The organism is Treponema socranskii subsp. socranskii VPI DR56BR1116 = ATCC 35536 (assembly GCF_000468115.1).
Taxonomy (GTDB): domain Bacteria; phylum Spirochaetota; class Spirochaetia; order Treponematales; family Treponemataceae; genus Treponema_D; species Treponema_D socranskii.
On the sequence record NZ_AVQI01000050.1, the window covers coordinates 162462 to 188957 of the forward strand.

Here is a 26496-nt window from a genome sequence, read left to right on the forward strand (position 1 = left end):
TTTGCAAGAAATCGAGAATGTTTTGATAAAAAAACGCGCAACCGTTTTCCGCGGTATGTCACTCGGGCAGTTTTCCGCCTACAAGCGTAATGCGTCCGTCGGTCGAAGGCGTGACCGCGCCCTCGAGCCTCTGCGCGTATTCCATGACGACCGTGCTGATGAGCATCGACGTGTTGTAGGTGTCGATCGAAGTTTTCAACACCGTATAGCCGTCGCCGCCCTTTGCCATATAATCGTTCGTCGCAAAGCGATAGGTTCGGTTTTTGTCGATCGGTTTTCCGCCGATTGTCACACCGCCGATTTTGCCGTTGCCGTCCGCGTCATAGGTGATCGTGTAGCGGATCTCTTTTGAAACCTGCGTAAAGGCACCGGCTCCCTGTTTGATGCTTCCGATAAAATCGAAGAGCTTAACGACGTCTTCGCCTTTCAGCGTGAGCACGTACACATAGTTTTCAAAGGGCAAAACGGTGAGAATGTTTTCCCGCGTAACGCTGCCCGCAGGAAGCGGAGCGCGGATGCCGCCGCCGTTCGTAATCGCACCGTCGACGGTTACGCCGGTCGTTTTCAGATAGTCGACCATCGCATCCGTCACGAGATCGCCGAGCGCCATTTCTCGGTAGCGCGTGAGGCGTTTTCCGAATTCGAAAGCAGCCGTCGTTTTCATGACGACTTCTTTCAGCGACGCGTTCGCTTTATCGACATAGGGTTTCAAAAGCGCTTCGACGTCGGGATCGGGCGGGAAGGCTTTGAGCGTAATCGGAACGGCTTTCCACGTAAAATTCGTCACTTTGCCGTCTTTGATCGTCATAACTCCGTCACCGACGTATTTCCCGTATTCGTTTGCGGTGACGATCGGTACGCCGTTGATGATTTTCGGCATTTCAAAATAGGAGTGCGAGTGACCGTCGACGATCAAATCGATGCCCGAAACCCGTTCGGCGAGCTTTACCGACGTATTCTGCGTTTCCGTTTCCGGAACGTCGCCGAGGTGTCCGTCGATGATGACGATATCGGCTTTTTCTTTTTCGCGTACTCTTTTTACCATCTGCTTTGCCGCTTCGATTTCATCGATAAAGGTGAGACTCTTGTCGGGGCTTGCGATGACGAGCGTGCGCAGCGTCGTCAATCCGATGACCGCGACGCGGAAGCCGTCGTAATCTTTAATGATATACGGTTTGACGAGGTAGTGTCCGCCGCGCTTGATGTTCGCGGACAGCCACGGGAATTCGGCAATTTTTATCTGCCGTTCGAGCTTTGCGAGCGTTCCGTCGAATTCGTGGTTTCCGAGCACTATCGCATCGAATCCCATTTTATTGAAACTCATGATGTCCGGTTCCGCGTTGAACATATTCGAAAGCGCAGACCCCGTGTTTACGTCTCCCGCATGGAGCACGAGCACGTTTTTGTTTTGTGCGCGTACCTGCTTGATAAACGTCGCCATGGATACGAGCCCGCCGACACCGTCTTTCGTTGCCAAAACGGCGCCGTGCGTATCGTTTACGTGAAGGATGACGAGCTCATGCGCTTTGCCGTCGCTGCGTCGGGGAGCAGGCGTGCTTGCACAACTGCTTGCAAAGAGAGCGATCGCCGCGGCTGCCGCAGCGATAATCATTCCGAATCGTTTTTTCATATTACCTCCATAAGTTTACGAATAATTATGCGCCGTATCGTTCCGCACACCCCTGCATTATGCTGCAGCATACTCCCGCACTTACCCTGCGCTACGGACGGCGGTGGTTTCAGCTTTACGATGACTAAACGCTTTCCACTTCTTCTTCGGTAAGGCCGGTTGCTTGCATTATTTTTTTTACGGAATCACCGAGTTGTTTTAATATCTTTGCCGTTTCGAGAGCTTTTTGGTATGCTCCATCGGAAAAGCCTTGTTGTATACCAATCCTTAGACTTTCTTCTCTCTGTACTGCGATGTCCGTATCATAGTCATATTCCGCTACTAACATATTGATTACCTCCCGCGATTTTCGCTGTAAGTATTCTTTTAAAATTCCTTTTTCTATGCATATCTTTACCGCATTGGTAAAGCCGTTTTCGCTGTCGAGTTGTGTTTGCTTTCTCACTTCCTCTACAAACAAGCTGTATTCTTCAAGCGGTTTACAGGCTGTTAGGATTTTATTTGCCTTGTCCGTATTGATATTAAGCACTTTTACTTCAAGTTCCAGCGGTAACTGTTCGGGTTTTGTTATAAAGGCATCGGAAAGTTTCAGAACCGCAGTTTTAGGATAATCTTCCTTGCCGTTGTAAAAGACATAGAATTCAGGAGTAGGTATTTTTGACAGCTTTCTTAAATATCTATCTGTCGGTGCTTGCAGTTTTTCATACAGCCTTGCGATGTATTCTAAAAAACGCAGGGGCATATTTTCATTTATTGTAGATTGGTGTTCAGCCAATACGATGATTTTATTGTCTACAAGGCAGGAAACATCATTGATTATGTTCATGTACATAACATTATCAAGCCTTATATTTTCTACGGGACAAGAAAGCTGCAGGTTCGTTCCGTGCAGGGCATTATACAACGACAAAAAGTTTTCCTTCGCCTTTTCATCTTCTGCAAAAAGGTCGACAAATACCGAATCCTTGTATTTTCTGTTTGCCGTACTCATATCATACCCCTGCATTATACCACACACCTCTGCCCTATGGGGATAGCTCGTTCACCCCTACAGGGGTGAACCATCCGTTTAATTAAGGTATTGCAGAAAACTTATCCGCCGTTGTTCCCATAGTGCCCGCATTAGCCTTATAGGTTCCAAGCTGGGCCAAAGGCACCTGTATTCCCCCGTTCGGCAAGGAGTCGCAGTATCTAAAAGCGGAGCCAAAATTAAAGCTGTTATAATTGCAATTAAGTTTTACTCTTTCTAATTTTTCACAGCCTTGAAAACAGCTTGTCATATTAAAAACCCCTGAAGGAATATCGGGACCTGTAGTTAATTTTTTACAGTAACGAAAACACTCCTGAATATCCGTAACGCTTGCAGGAATAGCGGGAACTGTAGTTAAATTTTCACAGTCGTAAAAACAAGCTCGCATATCCGTAACGTTAGAAGGAAAGTTTTCAAAAGAAACAAGGTTTGTACACTGAGAAAAACAAGCGCTCATATCGTTAACGGAAAGGCCGGATGGCAGTTTAAGCGCAACTTTTTTAGAGAGGTCTTTTTTTAGCAGTTCTCCGAGTGGTCCGGGATCCGGGGGTGACGCGTATGTACCCTTTAAGTCCGCTGCGGATATACCGGTTACTTCGATATAATTTACTTCGGTTGCCGAAGCATTGGCAAGGTAGGCTTCCAACTGACCATACGGTACTTCCGTATATCTACCCTGTTTGAGATAGCCGTTTCCGCCGACCGTCCACGGCTGCGGGGTGCCGCCTACGATTTTCGGCGTTACGGCGAACTTGGTATAGTTCGTGCCGACTGCGCTACCGTCAAGCACTTGCGTACTCGAGTTGTATTGGCTGTCCGCTACTGTAATGCGTGCGACGGGTGCAGTTCCTGTCAATGCACCGTCAAGTTTTATTTTTTCATTGCCGGATGCATGTTCCGCCAAATACACATCGTTTTGTCCCGGCTTGTCTTTATCGGAACCGCTTGAAGGCGTAATGCGGGCGGAATTTTTCATCGAAAAATCGCATTGGGGATTGGCATAAACGGCACCACCCTTTTCTGCCTGATTGTTTTCTATGGTGCCTTTGTTAAGTCTGATTTCGGCAGCCAATTCAGTATAAATACCGCCGCCCTCTCCTGTTAGATTTCCGGTTGTATCAACTACGCGGTTCCCGCTTATTTTACCGCCGCTCATAGTCAAACGTGTAGTATCCGAACTTTTGTGCAGATATATGCCGGCTCCGAAGGCTGTAGCCGTATTTCCGCTTATTTCGGGAACGGAAGAAGACGAACTTGTGAACATACTGCAAGAGGCATCTATCACATAGATACCGCCGCCGTTTTGAGCCTTGTTTTGCTTAATATGTACCCCGTTCTTTATATCTAAAGTACCGTCAATAAAATAGATGCCGCCTCCGTTCTCAGCGGTAAGAGTACCCAAGGTTCCGTTATTGGAGATTTCGGTAAGGCCATAAGTACCGGAATCCGTTAAGGTAAGTTTGGTAGTTCCCGAACCGTCTGTTCCTACACAAATGCCTGCCCCCTGGCGTGCAAAGTTTTGTTTTATTTTTACACCTTCCATCAGAGCGTTTGCAGTGATAAGGGCAAAGGCACCGCCTTCTCCCGGAGAAGTATCTGTTGCTTTGTTACCGGTAAACTCGCCGCCTTGTACGGTCAATTCCGTATTCGGATTGCCGCTCCGTCCTACAAAATAAACGGCACCGCCTTTTAATTCAGCGTGATTGTTGTTCATGTTTACAGCTGTAAGCGTAAGTTTTCTATCTCCTGCAATGACATAAACCGCACCGCCATTCGCCGCTTCGTTGCCCGTAAAGGTGCAGCTTGTTATGTTGACAGTTGCGTTTTTTGCGTATATACCGCCGCCTTCTTTGGCTGCTTTGTTGCCGATAAGCTGTACGCCCTGCGCCGGGCTGCCCGCGGGAGCTTTCATCGTCAAGGTGCAGGTCTCGTTGATATAGATGCCGCCGCCTTGGCCTTCGTTTGCTCCGGTGCCGGTTGCCGTGTTTGCGTCATTTGTACCCATGCCGCCGATGGTACCGCCTTCGATGGTTACGGTGGAGGGGGCGGACGACGGAGCGCCGGTCTTTTCCGCGCAGATTGCACCGCCTTGTTTGTCTGCTTTGTTGCCCGTAAGGGTACAGCCTGTCATGGTAACGGTTGCACCTTCTGCATAGATTGCGCCGCCTGTGCCGGTATTGGCCGCCGTGTGCGCTGTGCAGTTTTTAATGCGTGTGTTTGTAAGCTTTATTTCGGTGTCCGTGCCGCATCCGATAGCTCCGCCTTTTTCCGCTTGACAGTCTTCGATAGTGCAGCCCTCAAGTTCCGCCGTGCTGCTGCCGCCGGTAACATTAATGGCGCCGCCGAATGTTCCGGATATACCTTTGCCGCCTGTAAGCGTCAGGTTTTTAAGGGTAAGCGTTTTGCCGCCCGATACGCGGAAGATGGGGTGCGCATTCGTGCCGAGATTATCACGGTTTGCGTTCAGCCCGGCAGATGCCGCTCCGTCGGCCTTTTCTATCGTCAGGTTTTTGTTGATGTCTATTTTGCCTCTGTTATCGCTGCCGCCGTTTTTTGCCGTAATTGTGCCGCTTATCTTGATGGTATCTCCGTCTTGAGCGGCGGCAACCGCGTCTTTCAACTTTTTCCATGCGCCGCCCTCCGTGCCGTTTATAACGCCGGGTGCCTTTTTCAGCTTTCCGTCACTCTGTATTTTCCATAAGAAGCCGTCGTCTGTCTGCGTTACGGTGAACTTAGTGTAGTTTGGCGGTGTACCGGACCCTATACTGCCGCCGCCAAGCACCTCATCCCCGTCGTTGTAGTGTTCGGGCGTAATGCGGGCAACAATAGGCTCAGGACTCTGCAAAGCGTCGTCCAGCTTGATTTTGGCGCCGTCTGCAAGATACACGTCGTTTTTGCCCCTCGTGTTTGTATCGCCTCCCGTTGACGGGATAATGACGGTCTTACCGTACAGCCAAAGCGAGCATCCGGTTTCGACGCAAACCGCCCCGCCTTTTCCGTCGGCGGCATGGCCGCCTGTAAGCTTTATATTACTCAGCGTAAGCTCCGTGTCGCTGTCACTTATTTTAAGGATGCGCCCAAGACCGCCTGCGTTGACGGTGCGGACGGTGCCGAATGGCGAACCTGACAGCATCAGATCTTTGCCGCCCGTTACCGCTATTTCGGTATCGGCGGAGGAAGCGTTCAGGTCGGTGTCGATTCTAATATCTATGGGGTCGGCATAATCATACTGCCCTGACCCCGTACCGTGCTCGGGAGCGTTTTGGACAACGTTTTTAAGCTCGGTATAGGTATCCACAGCGGTTTTTACCTCAAAATGCACGGTGGTGCCGGGGCCTGCTATTCCGTCCTTTACAGTCCATACTTTGATTTTGTATGTACCTGTACCGGATAATTGTATTTCAGCCGGTGCTGCCGACAAGTGGTCTATACCGGTATCGTTCTCATCATAGTTCACCATTGTACCTGCGGACGCCCTAAGCACAAGCTTAGGTGTAGGTGAGCTGCTGTCGGCGGCATAAATAACCAGCGGATTTGAAGAGCTGTTATAGTATCCCGCATCGGGAATGATGTCTTCGCTAACATAGGCTTTAGTACCTGCACTGATACAGTGCAAATAGGTATTACCGGTGTCGTTAAAGTCCTGCTTCAGTTTAAGGACGGGAAGCTCCTGCCGTACCGATTTAATAAAGAAGTCTTTTGAGTCGCTGTCGTCGTAGCCGCTTAACTGCGCTTTCAGGGTAATTTTGTAGAGCGCTTCGTTTTCGCTTGTGCCGAGTGCCGGTAAGTTTATCGTAACAGGCGTTGTGCCGCTTACCGTCCCGCCGCTTATCTGTGTCCAAGTGCCGCCGCTGTTGCGCTTTGCGATGCTTCCCGTTATGCCGGCGCCGGCGGAAGAGGTCTTTGCCGTTAAGGTTTTTATGCTCATGCCCCCGAATACTTTCGGATTGAGATCCGTTGTTCCCGCTATTGGGGTTAAGCCGTCAAGCAATTCCACATCGGACAGCTTGTTTTTTTGGGTACTTGCCCGTATCACTTCGGAACTTAAGCCTTGTTCGTCTTTTATGCTGACATCGTATACTTTTTCAGGACCGCCGACTTTCACATCGGTTTTTAAGCGGAGAAACCCGCTCCCCGTAGGAAGATTAGGATCGGAAGGTTTAAGTTTTTGTACCGCGCCTGCCGCTAAAAGATCTCCGCCCGGTGCAAAATCCGTACCTGTTACGCTCAAAGTAATAGCGGGAAGCGATATGCCGCCCGCCGTAACGTTCATTGCATTGATGTCTTTATGTACACTCTGACCGCCTATCGTTGTGCCCATATCTTTTGCGCGGAATAAAAGCACATAAAAATAGTTACCGTCCGAATCAGCCGTTACCGTTTTTCCGATTCCTGCGTACTCCAAAGCAGGGGCGGTGTTCACTTTCAAGTTTAGACGAAACTTTTTATTGAACTTTCTGCCGTCTGTGGAAACAAGGGTAATTTCGGGACCTATATCGCCGTCACTCCACTCGTGCGTTTGCAAAAAAGCCGCATCGTATTTGAGTTCCAGTTTATCGTTTGCGGTTTGAATCAGGGTATAATCCGTGCCGTATGTCGGCTGCGGCGAAAGGTCGGGAAAGCTGATAACGTTTTGCGCATTTGCGGATGACGTAGGCGTAACGAGCCTAAAGTTTTTGGGATTGCGCAGTTTAATCGTAACCGTTGCGTGGTCGGCGGACGGTACGCACGACACACCGCCTATCAACCGGGTCTGTTTATCGATGCTGTAGTCCGTCGTAACAACTTCCGCCGCCCAATACGAAAAATCCTCTTCTATGTCCGCAAAAAGCTCTTTGCAAGCGGTTATAGTCAACAATGCCGCTGCCGAAGCAACGCCGATAAGTACCGTACCGATTTTACGCATTACACATTTCCTTGTTCTATACATATCTCTATCTCAAATTCCGGCGGCGGGAAGTCGGAATATGCAATAAATGCATCCGCCGGTTTCGGAATTGCAGTTGCAGGGAGAGCGTCCGGTCCGATGTAAAAACGTAAAAGTCAAGCGCAGATATTTTTGACGGCTTTCGAAAATACCTGTCGATCGGTGTTTACGGTGAAAAGGTTAACAAAAATCGAATCTTCGTATTTCCGGTTCACCGCAGTCATAACGACTCCCTCGCTTATTATATTATAACATAAATCAGGCGATCTTGTTAAGGGAATATTTTTTTACGAAAAGCCCGTATGCCGGCCGCGTGAAGCGATAAATTTTTCAAATCGCATATCGGCATACCGCGGCGAAATACGCACGTATTCGAGAGACGCTCCGTCTGCGTTCTCGTTTGCCGCTTCGACGTATTCCCGTTTCGCACGCACGATGCGTTCGTTTGCCGTCCGTTCTTCGGCAATTTCGACGATATAAAAATGCGCCGCCTTTGTTTCGATTACGAAATCGGGACGGTACAGGCACATCGCGCGGGTATCGAAGTCGCGGTAAGGAACAAAAAAATCCTCCGTGCCGGCAAGGGACGTTTTATCTGCAGCGCGCAACGTTTCATCCGAGACGGCATCGTTCGGTGCTTCGGACAAGCGGCTTGCCCGCATACCCGTGTACCAGATGTGCGCGATCGATGCGTCGTAAAAGAGGTTTATGTCGAAAAACAATTTTTTTACATTCGAAGAAAAAAAGTATTCGGAAAGATGGAAACTTTTTCTGCTGCCGCCCAGCTGATTATACGGTTCATAGAGCGCATCCGATTCGGAAGCGCAGAGGTCGCTCACGGGAAAACGGATCGCCTGTCGTTGAAGAGGAGCGCCTCTTGCAGGCGGCAGCGCTTCGGGAAACAGCGGAACAATGTTTGCGCGGACAAAGACGGCGCGCGTCGCCGATCCGACGATCGTAGTCATAGACAATTCCTGCGGATTTTAAAACCGAATAAGGTTATTATAACGCGCTACGGTAAATAAATCCATGCGATAACAGCTTTTGTGGTACACCTGTACTATGCACCTGTTTTGGAAAAACGTGTATCGGATTATCGGCTATCGGGAAATCAATTTAAAAACGCTTGCGACACTCGCGGGTGTACCGTATTCGACGATCACGAACGGAAAAAATAAAGGAGACGGCCAACCGTCGGTCGGGACGGCGTATAAAATCGCGTCGGCGCTCAACGTGTCTATAGAATCGCTTATGCGCGATACTATAAAAATCGAAAACGAACGCGACGTTCTGTCGGTTGAAAATTCGCTGCCGAAAGACAAAGCCGAACTGTACCGCAGATATGAACACATCATCGACGCACTTGAAAAACTTCCCGTCGGAACGAGAGAATCGATCGCCAATGTAATTTTAACCGTTGCCGCCGGCGGGCAGCCTGCCGCGGAAAGCGGATCAAAAAAATCCGCAGAAAAACGGATGTACCGCGTCCGCCATTGACGCAACAACCGTCCGCACCGACGAAGTGACAAAAGACTTTAATCATTACTAGCTATAAACCGAAAAATACTGTACAATAATAAATATGTCGGATTTATTGAGTGATGCGGAATTTGAAATGTTCCGTAAGGTTATCTATGACGAAAGCGGTATTACATTTTCAGGGACGAACCGTTCCGTTTTAGACAGCCGCATTAGAGAACTCCTGCGCCAAAAAAAAATCGATTCGGTAGCGAAATATTATGCGATGATTTTGCAAGACAAAGAAGAAATGAAAGAGATGCTCGATTCGGTTACGACGAATCTGACGCATTTTTTTCGAACGCAGCCGCATTTCGATGCGCTCATCAATTATGTCATTCCGCATCTCATCGACTATAAAAAGCAGCACCGTTCCGACGTGATCCGCGTGTGGAGCGCGGGTTGTTCTACCGGTGAAGAGCCGTATACGATCGCGATGATTTTAAAAACGATTTTGCCGCCGTCGTTTACGTTTAAAATCACCGCATCCGACATTTCCCTCAAATCGCTCATGGTGGGACGGCTCGGTTTTTATGCGGACAGCCGTGTGGACGGAGTTCCGGCCGATTACCTTGCGAAGTATTTTACTAAGTCGTCGGGCGGATACCAAGTCAATCGCGACATCATGGACACGATCAATTTCGATTATCACAATCTCAGTCACGATTCCGGCAAACACGATTTCGATATCATATTTTGCCGCAATGTGCTTATCTATTTCGATGAAGCGGCGCAGGCGGCCGTCGTTCAGCGGTTTTGGGACGCAATGGCGCCGCATTCGTATCTGTTTATCGGACATTCGGAATCGCTGTTCGGCATGAAAACGAAGTTTGAATTTTTAAAAACGGAGTGGGCGTGCTTGTATCAAAAAATGGAATAACGCCAAACAGCAAAATACATACGGCAGGAAGACAAAATGGATAACATAGAAGTGCTTATTTGTGACGACTCCGCGTTGATGCGCAATTTGGTGACGCGCATCGTTGAGGGAACCGAAGGTTTGCACGTCGCGGCGACGGCGATGAACGGACAGTTTGCAGTGGACAAGATTCCGCTCGTAAAACCTGACGTGATCGTCCTCGATATTGAAATGCCGGTGATGAACGGCGTCGAGTTTTTAAAAGAGCGCAAAAAGCGCGGCTGGGATATTCCGGTTATCATTTTATCGAGCGTCGCTACGGAAGGAGCGGCGGTCACGATGGAATGCCTCGAACTCGGCGCAAGCGATTTTATCACAAAGCCCGGCGGTTCCATTTCGACGGATTTGACGGCGGTTTCGGAACATCTCGTCGAACTGCTCGCTTCTTACGGCAGTGCTTATGCGCGCGCACACGGAAAGCAGACACATGATTCCGATTATTTTTCACATCAGATAAAGATGCGCGAAGCCGAGCGCTTTGTCGCCGAAAAAAAGGGTATCGCTCCCGCAAAAAATCCCGCAATCGCACCGACGCTGTGGAACCAAACTGCCGAAAAAAACAAAGAGCCCGCCGTCGTTGTGCCGCTCCGCGAAGGAGGCCGCATCGAAGTCGTTGCGATCGGAATTTCCACGGGCGGCCCGAACGCGCTCCGCGATGTTTTTAAAGATATCGACGTGCGATTTCCGCTGCCGATCATCGTCGTCCAGCACATGCCGGCGGGCTTTACGGCGGAGTTCGCAAATAGTCTCGACCGCATCTGCCCGCTCGACGTTACCGAAGCGAAAGACGGAGAGCCCATCGTACCCGCGCATATCTACATCGCACCGGGCAACTACCACGTCTATGTCGCTCGGCAGGGAGCAGGTTTGGTCATAAAGCTTTCGCAGGATCCGCCCCGCAACGGACATCGTCCTTCCGCCGACTACCTGTTCGAATCGGTCGCAAAGATGTATCAAAACCGTGCGCTCGGTGTCATCATGACGGGCATGGGTAGAGACGGCGCGGCGCAGCTTGCCGAAATGCGCAAACAGGGTGCGTGGACGCTCGGCCAGGACGAAGAGTCGTCGATCGTATACGGTATGCCGAAAGTCGCGTGGGAATTGGGCGCGGTGCAGGAACAGGTGCCGCTTGACCGCATGGCGGCAAAAATAAGCGAGCTCGTGCGTGATCATTCGAAATAAACAGGCAAGTATGTACCGCCGTGTATGTGCAAAAACTCGGCGGTATGCTATGCCGCTATCGGCTTTATGCAGCCGATTTATCGGAATGTGATTAGGATTTTCGTTTTAAACCGCGCAGATAATTTTTACACTCGTCGGAAATGCGGTAGCTTTCGATCGCTTTTTGAATCGTTTTATTGTGTGTCCATGTATCGAGTTTTTTCTTTTCGATAAACGGAAGCACCGCATCGTACTGTTTGGCGAGCGCCGTCGCAAAATACCACGCGATCATCATATTGATATAGTATTCGCCGGAACGTATTTTCGAAACGAGAGAGGCGGATGAAAGCGTAAAATGTTCGTCGAGGAAAAAGCGCATCAGCATACCGATGCCGAAGCGCACCGTATAGGTTTTACCCGACGCGATCCATTCCCGTATTTTTTTGTACAATGCGGAAATATTTTTTTCGAGCGCTTTCGGACTCATCGAATCGCAAGTCGCCCAGTTGTCGACGTACGGTAAAAACGCGTCGAGAGCAGCGACGGCTGTATCGAAATCGGCGATCGTTTCGATGATAAACGCGTGCACATTGTTTTCTTCGTAATAAACATGCGGAAGCTTTTTAATAAATTTTTTTGCATCGGGGGTTTTTGCGAATTCTTTTGCAAACGAACGCAATACCGGCGTGCGTATACCGATGATCGTTTCGCTCGAAACCGTCGGCAAAAGCTTTTGTTGAAATCGCCGGTAGGACATATCCTGCATTTCGAATAATTTTTTTTGAAGCGCTGTCTTTATCATACAACGAGTGAAATAAAAGAAGGCGCGTCTCTACAAAACGGATCGGCCGTGAACGGCAGAAAACTCGGAGAACGCGCCGCACAAATCAGTCTTTCGCGCGCTCGACAAAAGAGCCGTCGCGCGTATCGATGACGATGCGTTCGCCTTCGTTGCAAAAAAGCGGGACGTTCACTTCAATGCCCGTATCGAGCGTCGCGGGCTTAAACGTTTTGCCGCTCGTGTTGCCTTTTACGCCCGGCTCGCAGTACGTGATCGTGCGCGTAACGTTGACGGGAAGTTTGACGCCGACCGGCTTTCCTTCATAAAACGTGATCGATATGTCGATATCGTCGTCGGGGGAAAGGTAACCCGCGTTGTCGCCCAAATCTTCTTTTGTCATTTCGAGCTGCTCGTAGGTTTCCTGATCCATAAACACGTACGTATCGCCTTCGATGTAGGAAAGCTTCATCGTTTTTTCGTCGAGATCGACTTCATCGAATTTTTCTCCGGCGTCGAGGCCGAGATCCTGCGTCTGTCCCGTGACGATATTTTTTACGCGCAGCTTTGTCACCATACCGCCGCGGCCCGATTTTTGACCGAGCATACGCTGTACCATAAGCGGATTGTTTTCATACATAAACGCAGAACCGACTTTGATTTCCGATGTTGTAACCATAGTGCTACCTTCTATAAATTAATAAGATTTGACAAAATTGAAAAGTGTATATGATTATAACGCAAAACGCCGCAAATAATCAAGCAGGCGGCGGGCAAAGTCGCCGTTTGCAATAAGCGCGGATGCGAATGCTGCAAAATATTTTTTTATCCGACAGGAAGCTTCCAAAAAAGCAAGGAGCGCTTTTTCCGTATCGCAAAAAGCCGTGCCGGAAGCATTGTACAACGTCCACGCATTTTCGACGATCGCAAAATCGTCACGCGGGAAAAAATCTTTTATGCGCTGCAAAAGCGCTTCGACTTTTACGCGCTGATAATCGTCTTCCTGCGGGTAGGCCTGCCACACAAAGGGAATGCCCGAAAGGCACGCGCGCGAAAGCGAATCTTCCCCGCGTATAAAAAGCGCGTCCATAGCATAGAGCAGATCATCCCATTCGTTTTGCACTAAAAACGGAAGCCGTTCCACAGCAAAATGCGCACTCGAATCCGCGTACGCTTTCATAAACGCATCCTGCCCCTGCCCCGCAGCGGCGCAGGCGCAAAGCTTAAAGCGCTCGTCCGATTTTCGCTTTTCCGTTTCAAATGCACAAAGGGCGCGGACGACGGGAGCGTAATCGCGGACATAACCGAAAATCAAAACCGAAAATTCATCGGGATTTTTTTTTGCCGGTACGCACGCGGGCTTCCGGTCGAGGATGAGCCCTCCCGTCTTTGAAGTAAAGCCCGGCATAAAATTGACTTTTTGTATACGTGACGAGCGCGTGAGCGACTTGAGGCAGTGAAATTCTTCGGCGTAATCTTCCGCCGTAAGGTAGTCGATATTGACGACGTGAACGACGGCGGTATTTTTTTTATCGAATAAAAGCGCTTCAAGCCATTCGGGATAAGGGCATTGAAAGCACTGCAAAACGATTTTCGGCATCGCTTTTGAAAAAAAAGCGCTACACGCATCCGCCGCGTTCCAATCGAAAACCGTCCAATTTCCGTACTGCTGTACCGCCGCATGAGAGTCGATTCCGGGCGCAAGCAAAGCGAAAGATGCAAGATCATCGATGACGAATCGAATGTGCACGCTGTCGTCAAGCGCCGAAAGAGCGCGCGCGAGGCGGTATGCAAATCCGACATCGCCGTAATTGTCAACGACTTTGCAGAGGATCGCGATATCGAGCGCGCGCGTTTTATCCGTCATATATGCCGGGCGATACAGGATGCAATCGCTTCCATGCCTTTTTTATTCGGATGCAGCCGGTCGGCGAGCATATCCTCTACCGCGATTTCCGATAAATCGATCGCACGGATATTCCGATCGGCAGCATGCGCAGAGGCGACCATAGAACGAACGCTGTGCTGCAGATCGAGCTGCGTCCAGCCGCAGTCGTTTTTTTCCGTCAACTCCCAATCCAAACGTACGGGCGGCACGCAAAAATATGCGACGGCGTGCGGCAGCGCTTTTCGTATTTTTTTAATAAGGAGCGTATAGGCAGCTTCGAATACCGCAAGCGGCGCAGCGCCTTCCGCGCGCTGACCGAAATCGTTCGTGCCGCCGAACACGATCACCGCGTCTCCTTTCAAACGCGCGATACGCGAATCGGAAACGAAGGCGGACCAAAGGGGGCGCGAGCCGGTTTCCGAAACGCGGCTTCCGCTGTACGAATCGTTGCAGATCATCGTATTTCCCGTCAGCCGTTCAAAATGCGCCCACCACATATCGTCCCTGCGATAAACGCCGGAATCGGGCATCGGATACGCGACCGCATAATTTTCGGGCGATGTTCCTTCGAACGAAGAAATGGAATCTCCCATAACCGAAAAGGTAAACATACGAGCACCTCTTTGTTTTTTTACAGTATACTACAATTTTTTTTGCGCCGCTTCGTTTATCGCCGCAACGGCAAGCTGCAATTCATCGGCATCGGAAGACGTCACCATCCAGCGGGCAACACCTTTTTCGCTTTGGCTCGCACGCTGTGCGATCCAGCACCACTTATCTCCGTCCCAATCGCGTTTTAACAATGTCGTACCGAGCGGAGAGCCGTCTTCAAGCGTTTTAAACGGCACGTATCCTCTTGCCGTAAAAAAATTTTCGGTCGCACAAAGCGCATCGTCCCGGTCTTTTTCATCCGCATAGGTATAGCCCCATTCGCGTTCGCGAAGCACGCTGTTTTGACGGGCAACGAGCACATCGAATTCCGCCTTATTATTTTTCCAGCGTTTCAAAAACAAAAGACAGAAGAGCAGCGTGCTTTCCATCGGAACCGTTTTTTCCCCGTTCGGAAAATTCAGATAATAATGTGCGGTCTCTTCGACGGCGGCAATCGCTTTTTTTTGCAGCAAAATATCTTTTATCTGCGAATGCCCGTTCGGAACGAGCAGCGGATTGTTGCCGCCGCTTTTCAGTTCCGCGTGAACGACGGGAGATGCTTTCGAGTCGATTCCGATCCGCGCTTCTCCCGTATGCGGCACGATCGACGTGAGCACGGAAGACAAAAAAGTCATAATCACGGAAGGCGAAATCTCCGTACCGTCGCCGCTTCTCGTATCGACGCGGTCGCCGTCGCCGTCGAATAAAAAGCAAAAATCGACCGACGAGGGATGCGCGTGTATGTAGTCGAGCGTACCTTTGATATTATCTTTAATAATGGGGTTCGGCGCACCGCTCGGAAAACTGCCGTCTGGAACCACGTTTCGCGCAACGCACGAAATACCCGCATAGCGAAACGCACGCATCACTTCGCTTCCCGCGCTGCCCGATAAAAAATCGGCGACGACGGATATACCGGAAAGTTCGTCTTTTCCGATCCGTGCCAAATCCAAACAGGCGCGCACGTATGCGTCGCCGTCGTCGATGACCGTAACGCTGCCGCCCTCTTTTGCGGAAACGGTTTTTCCTTTTAAAAACGCATCGCGGACGGCGACAAGCCCGCCTTTCGGCCCGACGTTTTCGGCGATGGGTCTCACGTTCGGCCCGACCGTTTTTTGTCCGGTATAATTTTTCGGATTGTGCGACGCCGTATACATGATTCCCGCACAGCTCGGGCGCTGCATACAGCTGTAATAAAACTGACACGTCGAAACGGGCAGCACGTTCGTATACACGCGAAATCCCATCGCGGAAAAAGTGTCGATCGCGAGCTGCAAAAAGTGTTCGCCTTTTTTGCGCGTATCCCGGCACAAAACGATTTCGTCGGTGCCGAGACATTCTCTGAAATACCACGCCTGCGCATTGTACAGACGGGACGCCGTTTCATCGGTCAGCCGTTCGGCATCGATCCTGATATCGAAGGCGTGAAACAGTTCATGCGCGATTTTTTCAAGTGTATTATCGGCCATATTTTCTCCAAAGAAAACTTTTGCAAAAAACCGAAGTCTGCAGTTGCTTTTTATTAAATCAAGAAATTATTAATATTTAATTTCGATTTTAATTAACAATTGCTATTTTCCTGCGGTATTGAATTTAATAAACAATACGTCGCCGTCCTGCACGACGTAATCTTTTCCCTCAATACGGTATTTTCCCGCTTCTTTGATCTTCGCTTCCGAGCCGTAAGTACGCAAGTCGTCGATCGAATACGCTTCTGCTTTAATAAAACCTTTTTCAAAATCCGTATGTATGACGCCCGCCGCTTTCGGAGCGGTGTCTCCTGCGCGGATCGTCCATGCATGACAGTCGTCGCTTCCCGCAGTAAAAAAAGTACGCAGCCCCATGAGCTTGTACGCCGTCCGCGCAAGATTTGCAAGAGCCGATTCTTTGAGGCCGGCGGCTTCCATAAATTCCTTGCGGTCGTTTTCGTCTTTGATTTCCGCCAAATCGGATTCAAACTTTCCGCAGATGACGACGGTCTCCGCGTTTTCTTCGGCGGCGATTTTTTTTACCGCTTCAACGTAATCGTTCGTACCTGCAGCGATCGCGTCTTCGGAAACGTTACAGACATAAAACGTCGGCTTCATCGTAAGCAAAAACATATCGCTCACGGCCGCCTTTTCTTCCGGCGTCAGCTGGGCGAGCCGCGCGCATTTTCCCGCTTCAAGCAACGGCTTGATCTTTGCAACCGCGCTCGTCCAATGCACGTATTTTTTTTCTTCCTCTTTTCCGAGCGCGCGGCTCGCCTTCGTCACTTTTTCCTGCCGCTTTCTTATCGTATCCAAGTCGGCAAACGCGAGCTCCATATCGATCGTCTCGATATCGCCTTTCGGGTCGATCGGCACGACGGTATTCGCATTTTCGCGGACGTGCATGATATCGGCATCGTCAAAACAGCGAACGACGTGTGCGATGCACGCCGTCTCCCGAATATTCGCCAAAAACTGATTGCCGAGCCCCTCTCCCTGAGCTGCGCCTTTAATAAGACCTGCGATATCGACGATCTTTACCGACGTAGGCGTAATCTTTTTCGGCTGAAAAACGCTTGCGAGAAAAGCGAGACGCTCGTCCGGTAAATCGACAATGCCGACGTTCGGATCGATCGTACAAAACGGAAAATTTTCCGCAGCGGCGGGAGCTGCCGTCAGCGCCGTAAATATCGTAGACTTGCCGACATTCGGCAGCCCGACGATTCCGCAATCGAGTGACATGATTCCTCCGTAAAAGCGTGCAAAGAAATTGCACTGTAAAATCGAGTGTTCAGTATATATGATTTGGCGGCGCTGAACAAGGCAATTGTTGACACCGTTGTTGTGTACCGGTACTTTTTATGTTATTATTTCGAATATGAAAAATCGGGCGCTTTTGTATACCGACGATACCGACAATCTCATGACCCTTGCTCGATGCCTTGTAAAACGGGACTGGGAAATTCTGTCGGCGGGACAAACCGGAAAGCTGCTCACGGACGCCGGTATCGCCTATACGGCGGTATCCGTTTTCGACGATTCGCCCCGCACTTTCGGCGACTACGGGGCGACGCTGCAATCGCTTGTCGCAAGCGGCCGGCAAAACGAATACGGTTATTCCGACGAAACGGACACGATCCGCCTCGTTTGCATCAATTTGGAACCCGCATCGCACGCGCACAAAAATTATAAAGCGTCCGATTCCGTTGCGGACAAAATCGATATGCGCGCTTTGTCGTTCGTTCAGGCGGCGTGCAAAAATTATAAAAACGTACTCGTACTCACCGATTCTGCCGATTATGAAGAAGCAATCGTCAAAATAGAGACGCAAAGCGTTTCCGAAGCGTTCCGCCTCTACCTCGCGGCAAAAGCGTTCAATATGGTTTCGGCCTGCACCGCCGCGGCGGGAAACGCGATTTTGCGGCAAACGGGCGACAAGTCGTATCCGCGCTATTTTATGCTGCCGTATAAAAAATCCGAAGAGCTCATAAACAAAGAGCAGTCGCACCGTTCGGCATGCCTCTATACGCTTTTGCACGGCGGTGCGCTCGACAGCTTGCGGAAAAATCAGGGCGGAGAACTTTTGTACAGCCTCTACGTCAACATCGATGCGGTGTGGGAAAGCCTCAGCAATTTTTCCGCATTGTTAAAAAAGCCTCCGACGGTGATCGAACGCGGCGACAACGGAAACGAAACGGAAATGCGCTTTACGCCCGCCGCAGAATCGGTATTCACCTGTTCGTCAAAGCACGGCATTCCGATCAGCGCCGCCCTCGGCTCGAACTCGGCCGAATCGTTTCAAAAGATGTCCGGCTGCAGAAAAGCGTTTTTCGACAGCGCCGTCGCAGGATTCAGCGCGGTCGTCGACGAACACGCCGCACATGAATTATTAAAATCGAATTTGGCGGCGGTTGTCGCTCCGGACTTTACGGCGGGAGCAAAGGCGCTGCTTGCCGAGCGGAAAGATATCCGCCTGATTACGATGTCGACTCCTGCAACGATATCGTACACTATCCGTTCGCTCAACGGCGGCCTCATCGTCGAAGAAGACAAGCTTACGCTCTTCGATTCGTGGAACGTCGTCACAAAGGCGCACCCGACACAGCTCCAAGCCGACGAAGCGGCGTTCGGGCAGCTCGTCATGCTCGGCGCAAAACACGATGCGGCGGCCGTCATCGGAAACATGACGACGATCGGCATGTGCTGTGCGGCGCTCGCACCGGCGGACGCGTGTTTTGCCGCGCTCAATCGGGCAGCGAACAATATGCGGACAGAATTAATAAACGGCGCCCGATCTGCCGAAATTTTGGTAAGCGGCAGCGCACTGCCTTTTGACGACGGTTTTGACCGCTTCATAAAGAGCGGCATACGCCTCCTAGTACAGCCCGGAGGAACCGACACCGACGCCGAATCGATTGCCTTTTGCGACGAACACGATATCGCGATGGTTTTTACGGGTGCTGAAATCGATCGCTGACGATGAATCGTTTTAATAATATTCGAAATAGAATTTATTAATTAAATCGAGGTTATGATGATATACTATTTGGGTGCATACCTGCAGCAATTTTTCGGGCCGGCGCGGCTCCTCCAATCGTACACGGTACTCATAACGCTCGCGCTCTATACGGGCTTTATCGCTTCGATGCGCCTTTTGCCGCGTTTTTACGCGCGTTTGCCGCACGACAGAGGCAGAGAGTTTACGCTCAGCGCAGAAGTTTCGAAAGGAAAGCCGACGGGCGCGGGCATCGTCTTTATTTCGGTATTCATCGTCATCGCGTTTTTGTGTACGCCGCTTACGATTCTGCAGGGCGGCACGCTTATGCTGACGTGGATTATGATGCTCACGGGATTTCTTGACGATAAGAGCCTTGCAAGCTGGGGCGAATACCGAAAAGCGCTGCTCGACTTTATCGTAAGCCTCGCCGAAGCGCTCTTGCTTTTTTATTGTCTCAAAAGCGTATCGTCCGACGGGTGCGTCTATTTTTGGCTGCCCTTCGTCACGCATCCGGTTGCGGTAAACGTCGCCGTATATATCATCGTGTGTACGGTTATGCTGTGGGCATCGATCAATACGACGAACTGTACCGACGGCGTAGACGGACTTTCGGGTACGCTCGTACTCATCGCACTCATCACGATGGGAACGATTTTTTACTTTGTGCTCGGACACGTCGATATAGCCGAATACCTGCTCGTACCGCATTTGCCGAAAGGTGCAAACTGGGCGGTTATAAATTTTGCGCTCGCGGGTTCCCTCATGGGTTACTTATGGCACAACGCGTATCCGAGCAAAGTGCTCATGGGAGACGCCGGCAGCCGCGCGCTCGGTTTTTTTATCGGCGTATGCGTTATGGTCGGCGGCAATCCGTTTTTGATTTTGGCGACATCGACGATCATGTCCGTAAACGGCGGCATGGGATTATTGAAAGTAGCGCTGCTCCGATTTTTTCACATACGCATATTCAACGACATCCGTTTTCCGCTGCACGATGAAATGCGCAAAAAGCGCGGATGGTCGCCGACGCAGGTGCTTATCAAATTCGTCATCATGCAGCTGCTCATAACGGTAGCGCTGATCGGCATATTCTTTAAAGTGCGCTGACGCTTTTGATACGCTGTCCGTGCGGACAATCACATAAGAAAGAGCTTTATCCCCTCTTTCGGAAATTTTTTCTTCAGCATTCGAACGGCCGACGATATCGTCGCGACATCTTTTCGTTTCATATATGCGATCATCATAAAATTCTGTTCGGGCCACGTCGTAGTTCCGAGCTTATAGTTGTCGCCGCCTTTACCGTTCACCGTCGGAATGATCGTATAGCGGATATCCGGTATAAGCTGTTCGAGCGCTTCGACGATATCGTCTTCGACGGATTGATTTGCGACGATACCGGCCTGCACGTTATCGGTTTCGATATCGACAGCTTCTCCGCTTTGAACGAAGTCCGCGACAGCCTGCGCGGCACCGGTATCGACGGCTTTCTTTTCTTTCATGACAAGCGAATAAAGTACCGGAATGATAAAGAGCGTGACGAAAGTGCTCGACGTCAAACCGCCGACGATCGAAAGGCCGATCGGCTGTACCATTTGAGCGGTTCCTTCGAATTGGAAACACATCGGAAGCGTACCGAGGATCGTCGTAAACGTCGTCATGAGCACGGGACGAAGCCTGCTCGCACCCGCTTCCAAACACGCTTCTTTCATCTTCATGCCGCGGTCAATGAGGAGGTTCGTATAGTCGACGAGGATTATGCCGTTATTGACGACGATACCGACAAGCATGATGATGCCGACCATCGACGTCATCAACAGCGTCTGTCCGGTAAGCTTGTAGATAAAGACGACTCCGATTATTAAAAACGGAATCGTCATCATATTGATGAGCGGCGCTTTAAACGATTCATAAGTCGCGGCCATAACGCCGAACACGAGGAGCAGCGCCATAAGCGCGATCAAACCGTAAACGCGTCCCTGTTTTTGTACGTCGCTCCACGAACCTTCGTAGCTCACGGTGACGTTTTCGGGAATGACAAAGGTATCGGCGATACGAGACTTGATTTCATCTTCGACGACGTTCGCATTTTCATCGGATATGATATCGGCCGACACTTCTATGACGCGGCTTTGATTTTCCCGATTGATGCTGACAGGTCCGAGTCCTTTTTTAAGCGAAGCGAAATTCGCAACGCTCACCATGCCGTTCGTGCCTCTCACGTAAATCGATTCGAGGTCGGATACTTTGTCGCGGTCTTCCGGCCGGTACATGACGACGACATCGTATTCTTTGCCGTTCGAACGGTATACCGTCGATGTAACGCCGTTCATTGCGTAATTGATTTCGCGCGCAACCGTCGTAACGTCGACGCCGAACGCGTATGCCCGCTGTCGATCGATGACGACTTCGACTTGCGGCAAACCTTTTTTCGTGTCGATCGTCACTTCCCCTACGGCATCGATTTTTTCCATCACGTCTTTTATTTTGTCGGAAACCGAAAGCGCCGTTTCAAGGTCGTCCGAACGAACCTTTATGACGATATCGCTTCCCGAAATCTGACCGCGCCAGCCGGCACCGAACGAAAGCTGCGCGTCCGCAAATTCGTCGAAGTGCGCGCGAAGCTTCCGCTGAATCGTTTCGGATGTGTCGATCCGTTTGCTCGTTTCGGGAAGGCGTATCGAAAGCGAACCCGTATACGTCGACGCACTCGATATTCTGCCGCCCGTTCCGACACTCATGATCAGCGTCGTATAGCCCTGTATTTCATTCTTTGTGATCGTCTCAAACGCTTGCACGACTTTCGTCGTTTCCGCAAGCGAGGTTCCCGTCGGCATCGTCACGTTGAGCGTCACGCTGTCGTCTCCGCCGCCGCGCCCCATAATATTGATTTTGAGCGTCGGGAAGAGGGCGAGCGCCATAAAGAGAACGCTCACGCTTACGACGATCGTCACCGCCCGGTGATCGAGGGCGCTCTTCAATCCCCTGCGGTACACTTTCGTGAGAGCGTCTATGATATTTTGAAACGAAGCGTACATCGCTTTTAAAACGCGGTTTTGTACCGGTTTTTCCGTTCTGTTTGAAAGCGGTAAAAATTTGCCGGCCAGTACGGGCACGAGAAAGATCGCGACGAACAAACTCGACACGAGCGCGATGACAACGGTAAATATTATCCCCTTGAACATCTGTCCCATCATTTCAAGGTCTTTGAGAAAAAACAAAAACGGAACGAATACGCAGATCGTCGTGAGGTTTCCGGAAACGACGGACATGAGCATTTCCTGCGAACCGAGTGCAGCGGAGATTTTCGGTTTCGCACCGCGCGATCGGTACGCATAGATGTTTTCTATCATAACGATGGACGCATCGACGATCATACCGACGCCGAGGATGAGACCGGTCAACGTCATGATGTTGATCGTGATCCCTGCAAAGGACATACACATGATCGTAATGACAAGGGAAAGCGGAATCGATATGGATATGATAAGCGTGCTTTTAAAATTCTGCAAAAAAAAGAACAGAATGATAACCGCGAGCAGCAAGCCTTGCCACGCGGAAGTCACGAGCGTACTGATCGTATCGCGGATCGCAGTCGTATCGTCCGAGATGATTTCAAGCGTAATATCGGACGGAAGGAGCGCCTGCACTTGCTCGATTTTTTTATACGTCGCGTTTGCAACGGTTACCGAATTCGTACCGGACTGCTTTGTAACCGAAACGTAAACGCCCGGCTCCCCGTTTATGTAGACCGTCGAAGATGCGTCTTCGTAGCCCATAAACGCGTTTCCGATATCGCTGAGCTTTACGTCGTATCCGTTCACCGTTGTGATAACGGTATCGTCTATTTCAGCAACGGACGAATATTCGCCTGTCGTACGCACGACGTAATTCATTTTTCCTTCGGTAATCTTTCCGCCGCCGAGTTCGAAGTTTTGCTTTGCGAGCGCGGACGATACGGCAGATATGTTGAGACCGTAAGCGGCAAGCCTGTTTTCCGAGATTTCGACACGGACGATTTTTGAGCGTCCGCCCGAAACGCTCGCTTCGGCGACGCCGTCCGTCTGTTCGAGGATATCGATAACGTCGTCTTCGGCTATCTGCCGAAGATCGTCCGTCGAACGGTTTCCCCGCATCGCGATGCGCATAATCGGCATGGCGGACGCATCCATTTTAAAAATACTCGGAGTCGATGCACCGTCGGGCAATGAACGTTTGACACGGTCGAGTTTATCGCGCACGTCGTTGACAGCCGATTCCAAATCGGTTCCGTAATCGAATTCGAGAAACACCATGCTCGAACCTTCCGATGACGATGACGTGAGCTCTTTGAGTCCGTTGACGCTGATGAGACTGCTTTCAAGCACTTTCGTCACCGATTTTTCCACCGACTCCGGGCCGGCGTTCGAATAAGTCGTCAACACCATGACATAGGGACTGTCGATATCGGGAAAGAGGCTGATTGCAATATTATTAAAACTCGATATGCCGATGATACCGAGCAGCACAAATACGATGAGTACGAGAACGGGATGTTCGAGCGTTTTCCGCGATAAACTCATTCTTTACCTCGAACCGCGCTCGATATGTCGCGCACTTTCGCACCGTTCGAAAGCACTTGCCCGCCTTCGACGACGACGCGTTCTCCTTCTTCTATGCCCGACAAAACCTGCACGATGCCGTCAACCGATTGTCCGAGCGTTATTTCCCGCTGTTCGACGGTATCGTCGCTTTTGACGACGTAGAGATACGGCTTGTCGCCCTTCGTAACGACCGCGTCCGACGGCAGGGCGACGGCTCCTCCGTAGTCGAGCGTATACAATTTCACTTTGCCGAACATGCCGGCGTTGATTCGCGTATCGTTTTCGTCGAATGTCAAAACGATCTCTTTCGTGCGCGCATTGACATCGAGCACCGGCGACACGTGTGTCACGGTTGCGGCGAACACGGCGTCGGGATAGGCTTCAAGCGATATCTCCGCTTTCAATCCCGTGCGCAGAGAAGCGACGTAGCGCTCCGGAATCTTCGCGGTGATCTGCAAACTCGCAATATCGCCGATCGTCGTAACTGCGCTCGACGTCGTAACCTTCGTTCCGACTTTGAGCGGCGTTTTAATAATGCTGCCGTTGATCGGAGCGAGCACGGGACTCAGCGTATAACTGCTGCCCGGCTCGGACGGATCTACCCGGGCGATCACGTCTCCGCGACGGACGGGAGAGCCGAGCGTTACGTTCGTACTCACGATTTTTCCGCCGATATCGGGATACACGGTAACCGAGTTTACCGCTTCTATGTCGCCGTTCGTATTGATATAGTCGTGCAGCGTTACGACTTCCGCAACCTGCGTACGCACCGTCAAAACCGTTTGAGACGGCGCCCTGCCGCGCATCGCCGCCGTATGCCGCGTACTATAAAAAGCATAGCCGCCGACACCCAAAGCCGCAGCAAGCACAACGATTACGATCACCGTCGATTTTTTCATAATATCATTCTCCTCATCGACCTAAAGAGCCGAACGGAACGCCGAGCGTGTATTCCAGATCAAGCATCTTTGTGATAAGCGTATACTCCTGCAGTGCAAGATCCGTACGCGCGTTCAAAAGCGAATCCGCCGCAGTCTGCAGCGTAAGCAAATCTCGCGAACCGTGAGTGTATGCGTCTTTCGTCATATTGTACGACTTTTGCGCCAAGCCGACATTTGCCTGAAGCGATGCGATCTGCGATTGTATCTGCCGTATCTGCTTGACGTAGTTATCGATTTGCACCGCAAGCGTCGTACGGCTGTTTTCGAGTGTAAGCTCCGCCGTCTTCAGGCTGTCCGCTGCCGAAGCAACGGAATCGGCACCCTTCGACCACGGAAGGTATCCGTCGAGCGGAATCGAAACGCCGACCGAAAACGCATTCGTCGTCGAAAAATCATCCGCGATATTCGTCTTCGATTTGCCGTACGTCCATCCCGCACTCAGCGTCGGCCCCCACGCGGCAAATCTCCGCGCGAGCAATGCCGCTTGCGCAATCTTTACGCTGTTTTTTCCGGCGCGGATCACAGGCGTATCTTCCGCATCGACTTCGACGCTTATATCGCCGAAAGAACAAGCAGCGGCGAGAGAACCGGAAAGCGCGAGTTCGGCCGACTGATCGAGACCGAGCATCTGTTTGAATGATGCCGAATCGTTGGCAAAGGTTATCTCGGCGGATTCGAGCATCGGCTTCAACCGTTCGTATTTTACTTGGCTCGTCAGCATATCGAGTTCCGAAAGCTGACCGCTTTTGTATTTTTTCGTATTTTGCTCGTACTGCTGGCCGGCGGTTTCGAGATTGCGCCTCTGCAGTTCGATATATTCAAGCTCGTACAGGAGATGATAAAACGCGCTGCGAACTTTGAGTTCGATCGAGCGCAGAGCTTCGTCGTAGGTAAGCAGTCCGTTTTCGTAATTGAGAGCGGCGGTTTTTACGGACGAATAAAGCGACGGGGAAAGCGCAAAGTTGAGAGAGCCTTGAATCGATAGGCTGTAATCGTATTGACGCGCATCACCCGCAGCGGGAAAAAGCATATTGGCGCTGACGGACGCGCTCGGACTCACGCCGTTCCACGAATGATTTTTTGCGCGCTTGAGTGCGTCGAGCGTGATTTTATCTTTTTTCACGGAGATATTGTTTTCAATCGCGTATTGCACCGCGCTGTCCACCGTCAGCTCTTCGGCAGATACAGCACCGGCAAGAAGAGATGCACAGAAAATCACTGCTGCCGTTTTTTTCAAAGTCATACCGCCATCCTCTACAGCTTTATTATAAATTAAACTATAACAAGGTTACAAGCGGATTGCAAAAACAAATCGTTATTCTGAAATAAAAAATTGTTATTCGTGCGGAGGGTTTAATACCCCGACGCCGCTTGAAGCTTCGCTGCGAGGCTGCGCCGGAGTTGGTGATTTTCGCTGAAAATTAATAAGAGCCGCATCGCGTTTATACATCACGTTTATGCAGTTGCGCAATCGGGCGAATACCGCTAGTATTTCAAACATGATTGAACTTTCAAGCAAGCAGAGAAAAATTCTTGAAAAATATGCACAGCCCCTGCAAAGCGTCGTCATCGTCGGACAAAACGGCGTTACCGAAGCGGTCGAAAAGATGACCGACTCCGCGCTCGCAGCTCACGAACTTGTTAAAATCAGCTTCAACGAATTCAAAGACGAAAAACGGGACCTCGCCGTATCCCTGTCGGAAGCCTGCTCTTCCGTCCTCGTGCGCGTCATCGGCAACAAAGCGATTTTGTACCGCCCTGCAGAAAAAGCGGACGAAAGAAAATACGAAAAAGCACTCGAAAAAGCGAAAGCGAAGCAAAGTATCTGAAAACATCGTCAATCGATACGGCACTCCCATTTTCAAGGTTTATCATGCTGTTGATATACGAAACGACAGGAAAATTTCGAAAAAAACGAGCCTATTTCTTATACATTTCTTTAAAAACCGCGTAATTTGTTAATTTACGGGCGATATATAGGTCAGTGGCTTCCTTGCCGCATTATC

Annotated in this window: 19 protein-coding genes; 6 read left to right on the forward strand and 13 right to left on the reverse strand. The window is 50.5% G+C overall.

The window, feature by feature from the left end:
* Nucleotides 1-58: 58 nt before the first annotated feature.
* The 4 genes from HMPREF0860_RS06980 to HMPREF0860_RS06995 form a co-directional block, all read right to left on the reverse strand.
* Entirely contained in the window at nt 59-1630 is a 1572-nt protein-coding gene (locus HMPREF0860_RS06980; protein WP_021330391.1) for a bifunctional metallophosphatase/5'-nucleotidase, read from the reverse strand.
* A 124-nt stretch (nt 1631-1754) separates the two neighbouring features.
* Nucleotides 1755-2621 (reverse strand): Rpn family recombination-promoting nuclease/putative transposase, encoded by an 867-nt coding sequence (locus HMPREF0860_RS06985; protein WP_021330386.1) that lies wholly within the window; start codon nt 2619-2621, stop codon nt 1755-1757.
* Between the two features lie 82 nt (nt 2622-2703).
* Nucleotides 2704-7566: a leucine-rich repeat domain-containing protein gene (locus tag HMPREF0860_RS06990; protein WP_021330383.1), complete on the reverse strand. Its 4863-nt coding sequence runs from the start codon at nt 7564-7566 to the stop codon at nt 2704-2706.
* A 308-nt stretch (nt 7567-7874) separates the two neighbouring features.
* Entirely contained in the window at nt 7875-8552 is a 678-nt protein-coding gene (locus tag HMPREF0860_RS06995; RefSeq protein WP_021330376.1) for a hypothetical protein, read from the reverse strand.
* A 97-nt stretch (nt 8553-8649) separates the two neighbouring features.
* Between HMPREF0860_RS06995 and HMPREF0860_RS07000 the strand changes: the two genes are divergently transcribed.
* The 3 genes from HMPREF0860_RS07000 to HMPREF0860_RS07010 all read left to right on the forward strand — a co-directional run bounded on the left by HMPREF0860_RS07000 (nt 8650) and on the right by HMPREF0860_RS07010 (nt 11206).
* Nucleotides 8650-9084 (forward strand): helix-turn-helix domain-containing protein, encoded by a 435-nt coding sequence (locus tag HMPREF0860_RS07000; protein WP_021330385.1) that lies wholly within the window; start codon nt 8650-8652, stop codon nt 9082-9084.
* 85 nt (nt 9085-9169) lie between these two features.
* Nucleotides 9170-9985 carry a CheR family methyltransferase gene (locus HMPREF0860_RS07005; RefSeq protein ID WP_021330375.1) on the forward strand — a complete coding sequence of 272 codons (816 nt, stop codon included), beginning with the start codon at nt 9170-9172 and terminating at the stop codon, nt 9983-9985.
* Nucleotides 9986-10021: 36 nt separating this feature from the next.
* Nucleotides 10022-11206 carry a protein-glutamate methylesterase/protein-glutamine glutaminase gene (locus HMPREF0860_RS07010; RefSeq protein ID WP_021330384.1) on the forward strand — a complete coding sequence of 395 codons (1185 nt, stop codon included), beginning with the start codon at nt 10022-10024 and terminating at the stop codon, nt 11204-11206.
* A gap of 91 nt (nt 11207-11297) precedes the next feature.
* Here the strand turns inward: HMPREF0860_RS07010 and HMPREF0860_RS07015 are convergent, their stop codons facing one another.
* From HMPREF0860_RS07015 to ychF, 6 genes are all read right to left on the reverse strand, one after another.
* Complete coding sequence (locus HMPREF0860_RS07015) at nt 11298-11987, reverse strand: DNA alkylation repair protein (protein WP_021330371.1); 690 nt, start codon at nt 11985-11987, stop codon at nt 11298-11300.
* A gap of 85 nt (nt 11988-12072) precedes the next feature.
* Nucleotides 12073-12642, reverse strand: coding sequence for an elongation factor P (gene efp, locus HMPREF0860_RS07020; protein WP_021330369.1), 570 nt, complete (start codon nt 12640-12642; stop codon nt 12073-12075).
* 54 nt (nt 12643-12696) lie between these two features.
* Nucleotides 12697-13830: an elongation factor P maturation arginine rhamnosyltransferase EarP gene (gene earP / locus HMPREF0860_RS07025; protein ID WP_021330387.1), complete on the reverse strand. Its 1134-nt coding sequence runs from the start codon at nt 13828-13830 to the stop codon at nt 12697-12699.
* Nucleotides 13827-14462 (reverse strand): SGNH/GDSL hydrolase family protein, encoded by a 636-nt coding sequence (locus HMPREF0860_RS07030; RefSeq protein ID WP_021330380.1) that lies wholly within the window; start codon nt 14460-14462, stop codon nt 13827-13829. The genes earP and HMPREF0860_RS07030 overlap by 4 nt, the downstream gene beginning before the upstream one ends.
* A 30-nt stretch (nt 14463-14492) precedes the next feature.
* Nucleotides 14493-15971 carry a phosphohexomutase domain-containing protein gene (locus HMPREF0860_RS07035; RefSeq protein WP_021330390.1) on the reverse strand — a complete coding sequence of 493 codons (1479 nt, stop codon included), beginning with the start codon at nt 15969-15971 and terminating at the stop codon, nt 14493-14495.
* 102 nt (nt 15972-16073) lie between these two features.
* Nucleotides 16074-17213, reverse strand: a complete 1140-nt coding sequence (ychF, locus tag HMPREF0860_RS07040) for a redox-regulated ATPase YchF (protein ID WP_021330388.1) — start codon at nt 17211-17213, stop codon at nt 16074-16076.
* Between the two features lie 136 nt (nt 17214-17349).
* Here ychF and HMPREF0860_RS07045 point away from each other — a divergent pair, with 136 nt between their 5' ends.
* Nucleotides 17350-18948 carry a hypothetical protein gene (locus tag HMPREF0860_RS07045; RefSeq protein WP_156002093.1) on the forward strand — a complete coding sequence of 533 codons (1599 nt, stop codon included), beginning with the start codon at nt 17350-17352 and terminating at the stop codon, nt 18946-18948.
* 57 nt (nt 18949-19005) lie between these two features.
* Complete coding sequence (locus HMPREF0860_RS07050) at nt 19006-20076, forward strand: MraY family glycosyltransferase (RefSeq protein ID WP_021330379.1); 1071 nt, start codon at nt 19006-19008, stop codon at nt 20074-20076.
* 29 nt (nt 20077-20105) lie between these two features.
* On the opposite strand, the gene HMPREF0860_RS07055 is transcribed toward HMPREF0860_RS07050, so the two are convergent.
* Genes HMPREF0860_RS07055 through HMPREF0860_RS07065 form a run of 3 tightly spaced genes read right to left on the reverse strand, consistent with a single transcriptional unit; the run spans nt 20106 to nt 25733 of the window.
* Nucleotides 20106-23528, reverse strand: coding sequence for a PG0541 family transporter-associated protein (locus tag HMPREF0860_RS07055; RefSeq protein ID WP_021330368.1), 3423 nt, complete (start codon nt 23526-23528; stop codon nt 20106-20108).
* Complete coding sequence (locus HMPREF0860_RS07060; RefSeq protein WP_021330372.1) at nt 23525-24448, reverse strand: efflux RND transporter periplasmic adaptor subunit; 924 nt, start codon at nt 24446-24448, stop codon at nt 23525-23527. Before HMPREF0860_RS07060 ends, HMPREF0860_RS07055 begins: the two co-directional genes overlap by 4 nt.
* A 13-nt stretch (nt 24449-24461) precedes the next feature.
* On the reverse strand, nt 24462-25733 hold the full coding sequence (locus HMPREF0860_RS07065; protein WP_021330378.1) for a TolC family protein: 1272 nt from the start codon (nt 25731-25733) through the stop codon (nt 24462-24464).
* Between the two features lie 256 nt (nt 25734-25989).
* On the opposite strand from HMPREF0860_RS07065, the gene HMPREF0860_RS07070 reads away from it, so the two are divergent.
* Nucleotides 25990-26319 carry a YhbY family RNA-binding protein gene (locus tag HMPREF0860_RS07070; RefSeq protein ID WP_021330374.1) on the forward strand — a complete coding sequence of 110 codons (330 nt, stop codon included), beginning with the start codon at nt 25990-25992 and terminating at the stop codon, nt 26317-26319.
* The last annotated feature ends 177 nt before the right edge of the window (nt 26320-26496 follow it).